At 47.5% G+C, this 13,637-nt stretch carries 16 protein-coding genes and 1 pseudogene; 9 read left to right on the plus strand and 8 right to left on the minus strand.

Going from position 1 to position 13,637, the window contains the following annotated elements; genetic code table 11:
• Positions 1-289 precede the first annotated feature (289 nt).
• From Q8O92_04950 to lptB, 4 genes are all read left to right on the plus strand, one after another.
• Positions 290-1,210: a lysophospholipid acyltransferase family protein gene (locus Q8O92_04950; protein MDP2982661.1), complete on the plus strand. Its 921-nt coding sequence runs from the start codon at positions 290-292 to the stop codon at positions 1,208-1,210.
• A 66-nt stretch (positions 1,211-1,276) separates the two neighbouring features.
• Positions 1,277-1,849: an LPS export ABC transporter periplasmic protein LptC gene (gene lptC / locus Q8O92_04955; protein ID MDP2982662.1), complete on the plus strand. Its 573-nt coding sequence runs from the start codon at positions 1,277-1,279 to the stop codon at positions 1,847-1,849.
• A 226-nt stretch (positions 1,850-2,075) separates the two neighbouring features.
• Positions 2,076-3,284 carry an LptA/OstA family protein gene (locus Q8O92_04960; protein ID MDP2982663.1) on the plus strand — a complete coding sequence of 403 codons (1,209 nt, stop codon included), beginning with the start codon at positions 2,076-2,078 and terminating at the stop codon, positions 3,282-3,284.
• 44 nt (positions 3,285-3,328) lie between these two features.
• A complete protein-coding gene (gene lptB / locus Q8O92_04965) occupies positions 3,329-4,063 on the plus strand; it encodes an LPS export ABC transporter ATP-binding protein (protein ID MDP2982664.1) in 735 nt (244 codons plus the stop codon).
• A 388-nt stretch (positions 4,064-4,451) separates the two neighbouring features.
• On the opposite strand, the gene Q8O92_04970 is transcribed toward lptB, so the two are convergent.
• Entirely contained in the window at positions 4,452-5,792 is a 1,341-nt protein-coding gene (locus Q8O92_04970) for a DUF4832 domain-containing protein (GenBank protein ID MDP2982665.1), read from the minus strand.
• A gap of 113 nt (positions 5,793-5,905) precedes the next feature.
• Here Q8O92_04970 and Q8O92_04975 point away from each other — a divergent pair, with 113 nt between their 5' ends.
• Together Q8O92_04975 and Q8O92_04980 are read left to right on the plus strand one after the other, a co-directional pair.
• The gene (locus tag Q8O92_04975) at positions 5,906-6,805 is read left to right on the plus strand and encodes an IS1595 family transposase (GenBank protein MDP2982666.1); all 900 of its coding nucleotides are present in this window, start codon (positions 5,906-5,908) and stop codon (positions 6,803-6,805) included.
• A gap of 38 nt (positions 6,806-6,843) precedes the next feature.
• Complete coding sequence (locus Q8O92_04980; GenBank protein MDP2982667.1) at positions 6,844-8,334, plus strand: SUMF1/EgtB/PvdO family nonheme iron enzyme; 1,491 nt, start codon at positions 6,844-6,846, stop codon at positions 8,332-8,334.
• Positions 8,335-8,487: 153 nt separating this feature from the next.
• Here the strand turns inward: Q8O92_04980 and Q8O92_04985 are convergent, their stop codons facing one another.
• The 6 genes from Q8O92_04985 to Q8O92_05010 all read right to left on the minus strand — a co-directional run bounded on the left by Q8O92_04985 (position 8,488) and on the right by Q8O92_05010 (position 12,197).
• Entirely contained in the window at positions 8,488-8,679 is a 192-nt protein-coding gene (locus Q8O92_04985; protein MDP2982668.1) for a 4Fe-4S binding protein, read from the minus strand.
• Positions 8,676-10,172: an amidophosphoribosyltransferase gene (gene purF, locus Q8O92_04990; protein ID MDP2982669.1), complete on the minus strand. Its 1,497-nt coding sequence runs from the start codon at positions 10,170-10,172 to the stop codon at positions 8,676-8,678. Before purF ends, Q8O92_04985 begins: the two co-directional genes overlap by 4 nt.
• A gap of 40 nt (positions 10,173-10,212) precedes the next feature.
• Positions 10,213-10,392 carry a hypothetical protein gene (locus Q8O92_04995; GenBank protein ID MDP2982670.1) on the minus strand — a complete coding sequence of 60 codons (180 nt, stop codon included), beginning with the start codon at positions 10,390-10,392 and terminating at the stop codon, positions 10,213-10,215.
• 214 nt (positions 10,393-10,606) lie between these two features.
• On the minus strand, positions 10,607-10,807 hold the full coding sequence (locus Q8O92_05000; GenBank protein MDP2982671.1) for a HEPN domain-containing protein: 201 nt from the start codon (positions 10,805-10,807) through the stop codon (positions 10,607-10,609).
• Positions 10,785-11,150, minus strand: a complete 366-nt coding sequence (locus Q8O92_05005) for a nucleotidyltransferase domain-containing protein (GenBank protein MDP2982672.1) — start codon at positions 11,148-11,150, stop codon at positions 10,785-10,787. The genes Q8O92_05000 and Q8O92_05005 overlap by 23 nt, the downstream gene beginning before the upstream one ends.
• A gap of 3 nt (positions 11,151-11,153) precedes the next feature.
• Positions 11,154-12,197 (minus strand): histidinol-phosphatase, encoded by a 1,044-nt coding sequence (locus Q8O92_05010; protein MDP2982673.1) that lies wholly within the window; start codon positions 12,195-12,197, stop codon positions 11,154-11,156.
• A 242-nt stretch (positions 12,198-12,439) separates the two neighbouring features.
• Here Q8O92_05010 and Q8O92_05015 point away from each other — a divergent pair.
• Positions 12,440-12,709 (plus strand): annotated as a pseudogene (locus Q8O92_05015) (GIY-YIG nuclease family protein).
• A gap of 221 nt (positions 12,710-12,930) precedes the next feature.
• On the opposite strand, the gene Q8O92_05020 reads toward Q8O92_05015, so the two are convergent.
• On the minus strand, positions 12,931-13,191 hold the full coding sequence (locus tag Q8O92_05020; GenBank protein ID MDP2982674.1) for a type II toxin-antitoxin system RelB/DinJ family antitoxin: 261 nt from the start codon (positions 13,189-13,191) through the stop codon (positions 12,931-12,933).
• Positions 13,192-13,218: 27 nt separating this feature from the next.
• Here Q8O92_05020 and Q8O92_05025 point away from each other — a divergent pair, with 27 nt between their 5' ends.
• Together Q8O92_05025 and Q8O92_05030 are read left to right on the plus strand one after the other, a co-directional pair.
• Positions 13,219-13,380, plus strand: a complete 162-nt coding sequence (locus Q8O92_05025; protein ID MDP2982675.1) for a DUF2442 domain-containing protein — start codon at positions 13,219-13,221, stop codon at positions 13,378-13,380.
• Between the two features lie 6 nt (positions 13,381-13,386).
• On the plus strand, positions 13,387-13,581 hold the full coding sequence (locus tag Q8O92_05030) for a hypothetical protein (GenBank protein ID MDP2982676.1): 195 nt from the start codon (positions 13,387-13,389) through the stop codon (positions 13,579-13,581).
• The last annotated feature ends 56 nt before the right edge of the window (positions 13,582-13,637 follow it).

Raw genomic sequence — 13,637 nt, forward strand, 5'->3', positions numbered from 1 at the left:
CAGATATTTTACTGAGTATGTTGCACTTACGTGTTATTATATTTACCATGTTAAGTCCCCCTCTGGGGGATTTAGGGGGCTGCCTTCTCAAAGTAGGTATAAGTATTTATTTATAAATAAGTTGATAAAATACTTATGTAACTTTATGAATAATCCGGGATAGATGTGTTTTTCGAGATACTATGAAAAAAAAAGGCAAAACTATTTCCGGCTGGGCATGAAAATGTTCAGCCTTTTTTATTTCAATTAAAGTATATTTTCAGAAACTATAGCGTGTAAAGGAAGTTGAATGAGCCGTGCCGGAATTCTGAAGCAATTGAAAAAAGACGTCGCCTATGTTTTTCTTCGCGGAATAATCGGTTTTTTTTGTTTCTTCCCCAGGAAGACGGCTCTCCGGATAGGCGCATTTCTGGGGATGATAGCGCCCTATCTCGCCCGTAAAGAATACAACCTGGTTCTGGATCAACTTGCCCTGGCATTCGGGACTCCCAGAAATGGGAGGGATACTGTTGATCTGGCCCACAGTACTTTCCGTTGTATGGCGATGAATTTTGTGGATTCTGCCAGGCTCAAGGTGATGACTCGGGAAGAGATACGTGCGGTTTCGATTCCGCATAACCTGGAGACTTTGCCTGTAATATTGAAAAAAGGCGGTGCGATTTTCCTCACCTCTCATACAGGATGCTGGGAGCTTCTGGGGAGTTATCTCGTGGCGGAAGGCATCCCTCTGGCGGTTATCGCCCGGAGGTTTTATGATGAAAGGCTGGAAAAAGTCCTCCTGAGTATGCGGGAACAGGCGGGCATGCGGGTGATTTCCCGAGGCGAGAACACCCGTGAGATAATCCGCGCGCTGAGAGATGGATACGGAATAGGAGTACTCATCGATCAGGATACAAGGGTGAAAGGAACCTTTGTAGATTTTTTCGGAAAACCCGCCTGGACGGCTACCGGGCCGGCGTACCTTTCGCTCCGTTACGGGGCGCCGGTAGTGCCGATTTTCACCTATCGCGACCAGGATGACCGTCACCATGCATGTATCGGCGAACCCATCAGCATCACCGGGACAGGGGATCGGGAAAGAGATGTGGCCGAATTGACCGCCCGATGCTCCAGGGCTATCGAGAATTTTATCCGCGAGCACCCGGAACAGTGGGTGTGGTTCCACCGGAGATGGAAAACACTTCCACCGAATGACAGACAGGTAAAGTGAACCGTGCCGCTGAAATTCTATTCCCCCCATGCGAACACCTTTTGCCGAGGGCTGCATCGAACAATCTTGACTTTTGCAAAAGCCTCTATTGTCATTACGTTGACTCTGATAATCTCACCGGGATGCGCCAAAAAAACCTCTATCCAGATATCCGCCACTACGGTTTCCGGAGGTCCGGATCAGCTTTTCGTTCACGCACGGTTCGTGGTGATTGATAATGGTTTGACCGACGCCATAATCTCTGCAGACAGTGTAAAAGTCTATTCCGTCACATCCATTTCCGAGGCTGCGGGTAATGTTGTTATTGATTTTTTTAATAAACAGGGCAATCAATATTCGGTGCTCACAGCCCGGAAGGGAATCGTCTATGGGAAGACCGAAGCGATAGACAGCCTTCGGGCTGAAGGCGATGTGGTGATTACCTGGAAAGAGAAGAACGCCAGAATGGAGACGCCTTATTTACGCTGGATTGCTTCATCCCGCAGAATATTTGCGGACAGCACGGTGGTGCTTTCAGTAAACAACGCGGAGGAGCGCGGCGTCGGTTTTGAGGCTCCGGATGACCTGAAGAGTTATACGATGAAGAAAGTATCGGGATTTGTACAAGGTCAGGAAATACGGTACCCCGGGGAAAAATAAAGTCCGGGTATGCCATTAGATAAGGTTCTTGATTGTGTATAGATGCTGAAACGAGTTCAGATGCAGCGGACTCTTCGACAGGCTCAGAGTCCACTGTCCGAGCACTGAGCTTGTCGAAGTGCACGTGTCATCCTGAACTCGTTTCAGGATCTAAATGTGCAAATCACGGCGCAATATTTTAAAAAATACCGAATGAACCGGAAAATAAAAAAATATGCGGCTATCATTGAAACTATTAATTTTCTTTTCGGTCACCCTGTGTGCAGTATCTGTTATGGGCCAGGGAGGCGGCGGAAATCAGCGTGAGAAGAATGCGGAAATTTATTTCGAAGCGGACCAGGGCGAGACCACTCTCAGCGACTCCACAGTGATCAAGCGGTATAGAGGGCATGTGCGGGCATGGAGCGCCGACACCGAGCTGAGAGCCGACGAGGCAATGTACAATAGCAGTCTCGGAGAAACCCGCCTTTACGGTCATACGAGCCTGAAAGATTCGATCAGAACACTGAGCGCCGACACCATACTCTATTACAATCAGCGCCGCGAGGCTTTCGCCATCGGGAATGTAAAAGCCGCGGAGAAGGACCGGACGCTCTGGGCGCATGAGATCTGGTACCGGAAAAACGACAGGCTTCTCATCGGATCCGGAGGGGTGACAGTCAAGGATGATTCTCTGCGCTCCTCGATTACCGGAATGAAAATGGTCTACAATGACTCTACCCGGAACGGGCTGGTCATTGGGATGCCTTCCCTCGTCCGTGAGGACGAAAAGGGAAGCATCATCACTATTACCGCATCCGATACGCTGGAAGCTTTGAAAGAGAAGCGGTCAGCCCTGCTTTGGAACAATGTAACGGTGAAAAAAGACAGCATGACCGCCTCCGCTGAAAAAGGAATATATGAGGATCCGGCCGAGAAAATAACCCTGCTCGGAAAACCAAGTATTCAGCATATCATGCACGGGACCAGCGAAGAGGATAAAACGCCCATAAGGATAACCAATGTGGTTACCGGCGATTCCATCTATATTTACCTGAAAAATCGAGCGATTTCCTCCGCGCTCGTGATCGGTTCGGCGGTAACGACCACAGTGGCTGTGGATTCGACTTCCGGCGCGCTCACCTATCGGAGTGTTCTGGAAAGCAGGAAACTGCGGCTGGGAATGGAAGGTGAGCGTATTTCCGGGATTACTGCCGAGGGGAACGCCGACAGTTATTACGTGCAGGGCGCCACAAAAAAAAATAAGGACATGCTTGTCAACATCGCCCGCGGCGATACCATACGGTTCTTTTTCACCGAGGGCAGAATCTCCACCATGCGTATTACCGGGATCGGCGGCGGTGATGCAGTTGGGAAATACTACAGGTTTTCTCCCGCGCCCAAAGATACGGTGAAAACTGAAAATAAACAGAAACAAAAAAAGAGGGCAAAGTGACGGATACAGTCAATACCGGCGGCAGCGGGGATAACCTTGAAGGCATTCAGAGCGCTCAATCCGTTTTACGAACCGAAGGTCTGGTAAAACGGTTCAAGAAGCGCACTGTGGTCAACGGAGTATCGATCGTTATCAGCCAGGGTGAGATCGTTGGGCTGCTCGGACCGAACGGCGCCGGGAAAACAACCATATTCCGCATGGTTGTCGGCATACTCAAACCCAACAAGGGAAGTGTTTACATCGACAGCCGGAATATCACCGGTCTGCCCATGTACAAACGCGCCCGGCTGGGGATCAATTACCTTCCCCAGGAACCCTCCATTTTCCGTAAGATGACCGTTGAAGAGAACATCATGGCCATCCTCCAGACCATGAAGTATAACCGCCGTGAGCGGAAAGAGCGGCTCAACCAGCTTCTCGAAGAGCTTGGAGTCGCCCACATCCGTAAAAGCGAAGCATACACACTGTCAGGAGGGGAGCGGAGGAGAGTAGAGATAGCCCGCGCCCTGGTAACCCAGCCAAAATTCATCCTTCTCGATGAACCCTTCGCCGGGATCGATCCCATCGCGGTCGAGGACATTCAGAACATCGTGGCCGGTCTCAGGAAGAAAGGACTTGGCATCCTTATCACCGATCATAATGTCCGGGAAACTCTGGAAATCACCGACCGGGCTTATATTATCGCGGAAGGCACCATCCTCACCACGGGATCTTCCGAATTTCTGGCAAACGATCCGGAAGCGCGAAAAATCTATTTAGGGGAACGGTTCAAGATGTAAAAGCCAATAGATTGTCTGAACCGCGGATGGTCTGGATGGAAGGATTGATGGGATGTACTTTGGATGTTGGTTGGCTTTTCATTAGTTTGATGAGACGGAAGAAATGGCGGGAACAGCTTGTAGTCCTTGGAGTTATTGAAGAATGTAAAATTTAAAATGGTTTATGTATCTGATGAAAGGTGAACCTCGCGGAAACGATAGTATGAAAAAGGGGGTTGTCAACAGAAATTTTGTCTAAAAAGCACTATTTCAAGCATCTAATAAAAGACAGGGATTCTTTCATTCGATGAGAGATAAATAGAGGGATAAATAGTATTCCGTAAAAAATTGATAAAAAATCATCATGTGTAGCAAGTGATACTCACCTTTTTTACCCATTTCTACAGACTCAAGGATTTATAATTTCAACAAGATCAGTTGCTTTTGTATCTACTTTATTAGAACCCTTATATTTTGCAGTTTTTGCTATTGTAACCTTACCTGGTAGAACATTCCATCCTTTTTGTTTATCCCATATATCATTCCCTAAGTATAAATTGGCAAACCGAACTGAATATTCTTTCTTTGGGGTTAAATTAGGTTCAGGATCGGGAAGCCATAAATATATTTTATAATCTCCATCTGGCATATTGATGTATGGAATCCTAATTGTTGTACAAAGTGTTATTTTCCCCTTAATAGAAGATGGTTCCCATTTACGTGGATCCCAACTCAATATTGTCTTCTTAAAGCAGGGTCCATCTAATACAAACCAAACATGCCTTTCGTTATACATCGAAGCGAAACCTAAATTTGTTAATTCAACTTTAAGCTGCATGAGGCCCCCTGGTTTCACCTCAGTATTATAACCAACATTATCCAGAGAAATTCTATACCCAAGATATTTTGAAATATCTTTAAAACAAGTTGAACCATTATTTGTTGGTGTTTTATTCCAAAGACTGATAACATCTGGATGCCAATCCACATTAAGAAAACTAAAGTGTAAATCTGACATTTCTTTAAAAGCTACTGTACACTTGTATCTCGAATCCGTATTGTCAATATCGCAGCAATCTTCACACTCCGCTATGGTATATCCACAACAAGTTTCACCTCCCACCACAACAAAACGACCATCATCAGACAGAAATTTCTTTTGAGCTACAAGCTGGCCGGGCAGGACGTCCTGATAAGTATCTTTATCGGTTTTAGTCGATAAAAAACAATCATTATGATGTCCAATCCTCGCCGCATTATTTGAAATATTATAAACCCCATTTACATCAATAGGCGTTGTAATTCCTGTAAAGTCAGTTTTAAACCATGGTCTCCGGACCTGTACCATTCTTGAAGACGGAACGACTTCTAAAAGTTTATTAAGAACGGATTCCCGCACGGCTTTGGGTGGGATATCATTGTTATTACTTTTCGAACTATGCCACTCACCCCACGCACCAATAAAACCCGCCTGCACAACTGCTATTACATCTTTGTTCTCTTCAAGAACGTTGGATTTTTTGATTTGATCTAGATGATTGCATATCCAAGTCTCTGATGCATCATTACCTGCACTTGACTCGTTATATGCAAATCTAATAATAATTTTGAGACCCTTATTACGTACTTGGGTAAATCCATTATTCAGGTCAGTTTTAAGGTTAATAATATCGAGGTCCGTATTGAGACAATTGGGGAGATATTTATCAAGACGAATATAACTATAGGCCAGGGTATAGGGTGTATTCATAAAAGTAATATAATTATTCGCTTATCGATTTGAAACAGCACTCTTGACATTTGATGCAAAAATATATATGTTTACACCAGTACAACAGATGAATCTTTGAACTGGAGGTAAGCATGAGTAAGTATAATGAAATCAGTTTTTTCGAGTTTCAAGAACGGTTTCAGATCGAAGATGATTGTTTTCAGTATTTGAAAAAGATCCGATGGCCGGATGGATATTCCTGTCCTAAGTGCGGCCATAATGAAGCTTATTTTATTGAAAAGCGTAAGCTTTTTCAATGCAAAAACTGTCGGCACCAGACAACGGTTACAGTCAACACGATATTTCATCGAACTCATGTACCTTTGAAAAAATGGTTTTGGGCAATCTTTCTGGTTGGTACCGATAAGCGGGGATGTTCTGCCAAAAGGCTTGAAAAATTGATCGGCGTACATTACACAACTGCCTGGCTGATGATTCACAAGATACGAAAAGCCATGGGTAAACGGGATTCGCTTTATAAATTGTGTAATTTCATAGAGATGGACGATTCGTATTTCGGCGGTTCCGCTCCGGGAAAACGAGGCCGTGGAGCAGCTAACAAATCGAAGGTTATCGTTGCCGTTGAGAATCGTGGAACAGCACCGGGATATGCCACGATGGAGGTTATCGAAAGTATGCACTCGAATCACCTCAAGGATTTTGCATTGAGAGCTATTGAAGAAGACCAAACGATACATACTGATGATTTTCCATCCTACAATGTTCTGAATGCGGTTTTTCATCATCTTGGAGAAACTGTAAAACCACATGAGGCTATGGATAAACTCCCGTGGGTACATATCCTTATCGGAAATGCCAAAAGCTTTATCCGGGGTACCTATCATGGTGTAAGCCACAAACATCTTCAAAGTTACCTGAATGAATTTTGTTATCGCTTTAACCGGCGATTCAATGAATTACTGATTACTGACAGACTCTTAACTGCTTGTCTGAATACCTCCACTATTACCTATGCGGAGTTAACTCGATAAGCGTATAAATTAATTTATTACAATGAGGAATTTGCGCCATGAAACGATTGGTCAAGTTCTCTGCTGTAGTTTTCACGATTGCTTCCCTCTTTTGTACCACGGCTTCCTCCCTTACCATCCAGGGCACAGTAACCGACGCGTTCAAGAACCCTGTTTCCGGAGCTTCTGTCGTTTTCACGTCTGAAGCAGATTTATCACGATTCTGGTCCGCCACAACCGATGCAAACGGAAAATACCAGATCGCTATTACTACTTCGGTTCAGGAGAATGACACCTCACATTTGCCTCAATCATTTCTTCTCAGACAGAATTACCCGAACCCTTTCAATCCGACAACCATCATCCCGTTTACCCTTTCTAAACCGGGTTACTGTATACTCGCGGTATACAATATTCAAGGGCAAAAAGTGCGTACCCTCATAGATGGATATTTCTCTACGGGCGAGCATTCGGTGAGATGGAACGGTCTCGACGACGGGAACAGAGCTTCAAGCGCTGGTATATACCTCTATCAGTTGAGGGTCGGCGGCAAATCGGATACGAAAAAGATGCTCCTGCTCGATGGGGGAGTTTCGGATAATTACCGGAGTGCATCTTCGATAAGCAAGCCCGAAAAATCCGGAAAAATCGTCGCGACAACGTATCGGGTTACCATTACCGGCAACGATATTGTTCAGTACAAAGAGAATGGTTTGGTTATAAGCGATACCAAGACATATGATTTTACCGTAATACGGATAAATAAGTATCAGGATATCAATTTTGTTTCTATTCCGGGTGGGACATTTCAGATGGGGGATGAGGTGAATGATTTATCTGGAATCACCCATCCGATGCATATTGTGACAGTTTCCGGTTTTGAGATGAGTGTGTATGAGATCACGAACGCGCAATATGCAAAATTCCTGAATGAGGCTAAAGCGACGGGGGATATTACACCTTCGGGTACATATGTAACTGGTGCGAAGGGAGCGTACAGCGGTTGTGGATACATCAATCTCGCGGGGAGTCGCGATGCAAACAACAAGTGCTGGATAACATACGATAATACTACTTTCTCCGCAGCGTCCGGCAAGGAAAAGTGGCCGGTAGTGTATGTAACCTGGTACGGCGCGAAGTCGTTCGCGCTCTATTACGGGCTGGATTTACCTAGGGAAGCAGAATGGGAGTATGCATGTCGTGGAGGAAAGCAATATTTATATGGAACGGATGATGGCACTATCAACATTATGAAGGCTAATTATTATCCAGACGGGCCTTTCTGTCCCAAGGACGTGGGGAGTTATCCAAAGAATCCCTTTGGGCTCTATGATATGAGCGGGAACGTGTTTGAATTTTGCAATGACTGGTCTGCGATTTATTCTGCCGAGAACGTTAGTAATCCTCAGGGGCCCTCACTCGGTTTCTACCGGGTTCATCGAGGCGGTGGTTGGGGCCGCCAAGCCAAGGACTGCCGGTCGGCGTTCCGTGGCCAAATCGAACCGTCGGTCGATGACAACTGCATGGGTTTCCGTGTGGTGCGCCGTTAGCCGCCTCTGAAAACTTCTTGAACACTTGATTATTGATACTTGTCACTTGATATGGGATAGATCCCCCCGCCGCAACGAGCGGCGACCCCCTTTTTAAGGGGGTAACTAAAGAGCACTTTTAAAAGCAACCAGCGATAGTGGCGTATTCTCTCCTTAATAAGGGGAGATGGCAAAGCCAGAGGGGATTACCGCTCCCACCGGGCAAACCTGTACGCAAGCCTGGCATGAAATACACCTCTCCATATCGATGCAGATGTCCGGGCCTTCGATGATGATGGCATCGGCGGGGCATACCCCCACGCACGTTCCGCAGACTTCGCAGCGTTTCCGCTCGATGACGATCATTTCTCATACCTCAGCGACAGGGCATTGATGATATGGGAGTTGGGAGTGGCACTCTCCAGACAGCTTTTTTTGAGGTCCGGGGGAATTTCAGTAGGATAAGCGCCGGAAAAACAGGAATGACAATAGCTAACTGAGCCGTTGGGCACGCTTTTCAGAAGCCCGTGGAGCGACAGGTAGCCCAGGCTGTCCACATCGATGAACCGGCGGATTTCCTCAACGCTTCTGCTCGAGGCCATGAGCTCCTCGCGGGTGGGAAAATCCATGCCGTAGAAGCAGGGCGAAATGATTGGCGGCGAGCTTACCCGGAGATGTATCTCCTTGACCCCGGCATTGCGGAGGAGCCGGGTGATCTTCTTGAATGTCGTGCCGCGCACGATAGAATCCTCGACTACGACCACTCGTTTCCCCTCCAGCACACCCCGCACCGGGTTGAATTTGATCCGCGTCCGGGCGTCACGGGTGACCTGGCTGGGATGGATGAAGGTACGGCCGATGTAGTGGTTGCGGATAAGCCCGATCTCGAACGGTATCCCCGAAGTCTTCGAGTACCCGAGCGCCGCAGTATTCGAGGAGTCCGGGACGGAGATGACGATATCGGCCTCGGCGGGATGTTCCTCGGCCAGCGTTTTCCCGATGTTGCGGCGGACGTTGTCCACCCATGCCCCGAAGATGAAGCTGTCCGGCCTGGAAAAGTAGATGAATTCGAAAATGCAGAAGTTCTTGTCCTGGGGAGGAAACGGTTTGACCGATTTGAGACCGTTCTTGTTAATGATGATGATTTCGCCCGGTTCCACCTCTCGGACAAATTCGGCGTCGATAATATCGAGGGCGCAGGTCTCGGAGGCTACTGCCCAGGCTGAGCCGACCTTGCCCAGAGTAAGCGGGCGGAACCCCCTGGGGTCTCTTGCCGCAATGATGCTGTCCCTGGTCAGAATGACCAGGCAGTATGAACCCTCCACCTGCTTGAGCGCATCGGTCAGCCGTTCCTCGAAGGTTGTCTTTTTGGACATGGCGGTGAGATGGATGATCAACTCAGAGTCGAGGGTGGTCTGGAAGATGGCGCCGTTTTTAACGAGACGGTCATACAGCTCACGGGTATTGGTCAGGTTGCCGTTATGGCCGATGGCAATGGCGCCGTCACGGTCGGCGGCGATGATGGGCTGGGCGTTCATCGGACGGTTCGAGCCGGTAGTGGAATAGCGGTTATGGCCGATGGCGTTTTTCCCTTTCAGGTGGCGGAAAATCGCCTGATCGCCGAACACCTCGCTCACCAGCCCCATGCCGCGGTGGTAGTAAACATCGCGCTGGTCGGATGTTACAATTCCTGATGACTCCTGTCCCCGGTGCTGGAGGGCGTAGAGACCCAGGTATGTCATTTCGGCGGCGTTCGGATGACCGTAGATGGCGAATATCCCGCATTCCTCATGGGGCTCGTCATCCGGAATGTCCTGCCGATCGTCGCCGCCTGAAACGTATTCCTCCTCATGTGTCATGATATGGCTTCCCCCATAAAGTAAAAGTACTAAAGTATGATCATTTTTTGCCAACTGATTCATGAATGGATGAATTTATTGCTTCATACCAATCAATGTAATCGCCGATTTTGTTTTCTACCAATGCAATTTCTTTATCTGTAAGGTCTCTATCCAATTCCTCATTTACAACGTGTTGAATATCTTCAACATTAAGGGAATATATGATTTTGTTTTTCATTTTTATTGCCCGGAATTTTATAATTTTTCTCTAACCATGCTGATTACCTTTTCACTCCATTCCAGGGCCCGTTTGACTTCTATCGGATCATCGAAGTAGCGGGAAGGTATATCTCCGGGCAAACCGTTGGGATAGCGGGTTGGAATGTAGTAATCATCGAGTCTCCTGGCATCCTGTACAGATTGAAAGTCTCCATCCAGGGAGAGGGCAAGTTTTAGTCACCAACGGAATGAGTAAATACATGCTCTTGCTCTTTCCCATACATGAAGGCCTTAAGTGCTTTTTCCGCACTTTGCTGGGCAAGGAACAAGGAAAGATAAAACCGTTTGCCGTCCATCAAATGTACCGCATCAGAGTATTCATCTTCCGCCTGTGCAAGCCAGCGCAGGGCTTCATCCTTCGGATTTCTTCTCATAGATCACTTTCCCCGTTTCGAGCACCCGGCGCAGGAAACTGCTTACCGGAATAGCCTTCTCCAACTCATCCTCGGTAAAAGCCAGGATGTCAAGGCTCACCTCGCGGTCAATCGTTTCAGATATTTTCCGGGGCCACTCTTTCCCTGTTTTTGTGGGCGGCATCACAGCCAGAACATCCAGGTCGCTCGTGCTTATTACCTCCCCGCTGGCAAAGGAGCCGAATACCATCACTCTCAGAGCGCCCAGAACGGCCAATTGTTCCCTGATTTTTTCCAGCGCGAGGGAAAGCTCTTTCCTGCGGAGTTCCTTGCGGGCGCGGATTTCGGCGAGGGTAATGGACAAATTTCAACCTCCCAACCGTATATGATTCGAATAAATCCACGGCCTTTTTTTTCTCTTTACTTCCACCCGGTAAGCGCCCGGGGCTCCTGTGGAAAAGGAGAGTTCATGGCCATCCTCAGCGGCGACAACCGCACCGTTCTTAAGGAGGGAAATCCTGCCCGGCAGGGGAAGACTCACCCGGAACTCCGCGCTCTCCGCCTGTACTGTATCGCCCATGTGATAATGTGCGCCCCCGGATTCCGCGCTGAAACGGAACCCCCGGGAATCTCCCCAGCGGTGGTTGGTAATATAACACTTTGCGGACCTGAGCGCATGCATGATCATGTCCCTGGCGTGGGAGGAGTCTTCCGGGAGCGGCTCTTCGAGGAGCACATGGGTCCGTATCCCCCGGAAAAGCACCTTGTAGCGAAAGATGTAGATGGTTATCGGCCCGATCCGGTAAGGATAGGCATGGGCGTCGGTGCCTCCGATGCCCGGCATGGCGCGATTCAGATTAAGACGGTCCCAGCGTTCGAGCGTTTCCGGCTCCGGCCCTTCCAGGTACTTGAGCGGGTGCATGATACGGAGGTATTTGTTTGAATGAGTGATCTTCTCCAGCCATTCCGAGGAGTGATTCCATATCTCGATGCCGTCATATCCCTCCACATCCCAGGCGGTCCAGGGATAAGGGGGGATTTCCGGAATCGCCGTCCGTTTCTCATCGGGGTGGGCGATGAATCCTATCGCCCCGGCATCGCGCGCGGCAGAAACATATTCCTTTGCGGCAAGGCCCGGAGGTAGAACCTCTTTCAGGCCGTACACCAGGTAATGATTCTTATTGTTCGGGTCGTTGATTTCATAGCCGATAATGGAAAGCACCGTCCCAAACCATCGCTCCATCCCCGCGCGCAGAGGCTCCAGAGTCATGTGGTCGGCGAAGAGGAGAAAGTCTATCCCGACCTGGGCGGCGATTTCGGCAATCTCCGGAATGGAACGGAGCCCGTCCGAGTAACTTGAGTGTACGTGTATGGAGCCGGAGTATTCGTAAAGGGAATCGGAGGCCATCATACTCTCTTTGAAAATGCGATGGGAAGGAGAAGTGAATCCTGCACCTTCAATATGAAGCGCCGGAGAGAAAAAGGCAAGCAGGAACGGAGGGTGGTTTTGGAGCGGGTGGGGGAAAGATAGAGATGTGAATGTATAAAATAACTTGACAAATTTGTACTAACATGTAATTTACTTGGATAGTGGAGGTAGTCAAGGGTTGTTCTCCTTATGAATTGTTGCGCCGAGAAATCCCGGAGATTTATATGAAGGGTTACATGTACATTCTCGAATGTGCCGATGGCTCGTATTATACCTGCAGCACAAAGAATCTTGAAAAACGTCTTTGGGAACATGAAAATTTCAAAGGTGCAAATTATACGCGGAAAAAGCATCCGGTCAGACTTGTTTATGTCGAGGAATATTCGCGGATTGATGAAGCTTTTTATCGGGAAAAACAGGTGCAAGGGTGGAGCCATGCTAAGAAAAAAGCGCTTATTGAAGCAAATAAAGATAAATTAATCGAATTATCGAAAAATTATACACAGTATCCGAGAGAGGGGGTGGCTTCGACAAGCTCAGCCACCGGGCTCTCTTCAGTCGGAGGGACTGTGCCGGTCACTGAGCCGAAATCGGTCACTGAGCTTGTCGAAGTGACCGATCACGGAACGCTAATAAAAGAGTTTTAAAAAATTAAAAATTTTCTGCTTTACAGCTTTTTTGAAATCCTTTTTAAACTGGCGGGTATAAACAATTTTCACTTTTCTATTTCCCCGAATAGTTCATCGATAGAATCAACAGTCCGGAGGTTCTTTCTCTCTTCAGCATCCCGGAGTGATTCGAGAGTAATCCTATTGGGGATACGAATCTCAAAGGGAATCCCGCGATGCAGTGCGACTTGGGTCAGATAAAGCGAGATCGCCTCAGACATAGATATATGGAGCGTTTCGAGCACTTTTTGGGCTTTTTCCTTGATTGCCGGATCGATCCTTGCCTGGATAACCGTCGTTTTTGCCATAAATGACTCCTTTGTAATGCGATTGTATTGACAATAAATATACAAATATTTAAACTCAAACCAAACTTTTTTGTTTTATTTTATAAAATTCAGCCTTCCGGGTACGGTATCCATTGGCCGCTGATCGATGAAGATATTGCAATAGATGGATTGCTCGGAATTGTCCATACCAGAGAATCAATAGGATAAAAAATAATGGAAATGGAAGAACCGTTTGGTCTTTATGATGACGATGGAAACAAAATCAATCCTGAGTTAATCTCCAAACCGAGCCTTTGCGTGTTATGCAGCAAGGATGACGATCCAGATGAGGAGATTCTCTGTCTGCTCAACCGGGCTGACCAACAGGGGGAAGAGGAGTTTCGGTGCGAGGCGTACGAGCCCAAATAAAATCTGTGACAAGATTATTAAACCACGAACAACACGAAAGGTACAAAAAATGATTT

This window comes from Candidatus Latescibacter sp. (assembly GCA_030692375.1).
In the GTDB taxonomy this organism is placed as follows: domain Bacteria; phylum Latescibacterota; class Latescibacteria; order Latescibacterales; family Latescibacteraceae; genus JAUYCD01.

Excerpts from the sequence above, each read along its gene's own strand:
- Q8O92_04950 (MDP2982661.1), top strand. The coding sequence starts at position 290 with ATGAGCCGTGCCGGAATTCTGAAGCAATTGAAAAAAGACGTCGCCTAT.
- Q8O92_04970 (MDP2982665.1), bottom strand. The coding sequence starts at position 5,792 with ATGAATACACCCTATACCCTGGCCTATAGTTATATTCGTCTTGATAAA.
- Q8O92_04975 (MDP2982666.1), top strand. The coding sequence starts at position 5,906 with ATGAGTAAGTATAATGAAATCAGTTTTTTCGAGTTTCAAGAACGGTTT.
- Q8O92_04980 (MDP2982667.1), top strand. The coding sequence starts at position 6,844 with ATGAAACGATTGGTCAAGTTCTCTGCTGTAGTTTTCACGATTGCTTCC.
- Q8O92_04985 (MDP2982668.1), bottom strand. The coding sequence starts at position 8,679 with ATGATCGTCATCGAGCGGAAACGCTGCGAAGTCTGCGGAACGTGCGTG.
- purF (MDP2982669.1), bottom strand. The coding sequence starts at position 10,172 with ATGACACATGAGGAGGAATACGTTTCAGGCGGCGACGATCGGCAGGAC.
- Q8O92_04995 (MDP2982670.1), bottom strand. The coding sequence starts at position 10,392 with ATGAAAAACAAAATCATATATTCCCTTAATGTTGAAGATATTCAACAC.
- Q8O92_05000 (MDP2982671.1), bottom strand. The coding sequence starts at position 10,807 with ATGAGAAGAAATCCGAAGGATGAAGCCCTGCGCTGGCTTGCACAGGCG.
- Q8O92_05010 (MDP2982673.1), bottom strand. The coding sequence starts at position 12,197 with ATGATGGCCTCCGATTCCCTTTACGAATACTCCGGCTCCATACACGTA.
- Q8O92_05020 (MDP2982674.1), bottom strand. The coding sequence starts at position 13,191 with ATGGCAAAAACGACGGTTATCCAGGCAAGGATCGATCCGGCAATCAAG.
- Q8O92_05030 (MDP2982676.1), top strand. The coding sequence starts at position 13,387 with ATGGAAATGGAAGAACCGTTTGGTCTTTATGATGACGATGGAAACAAA.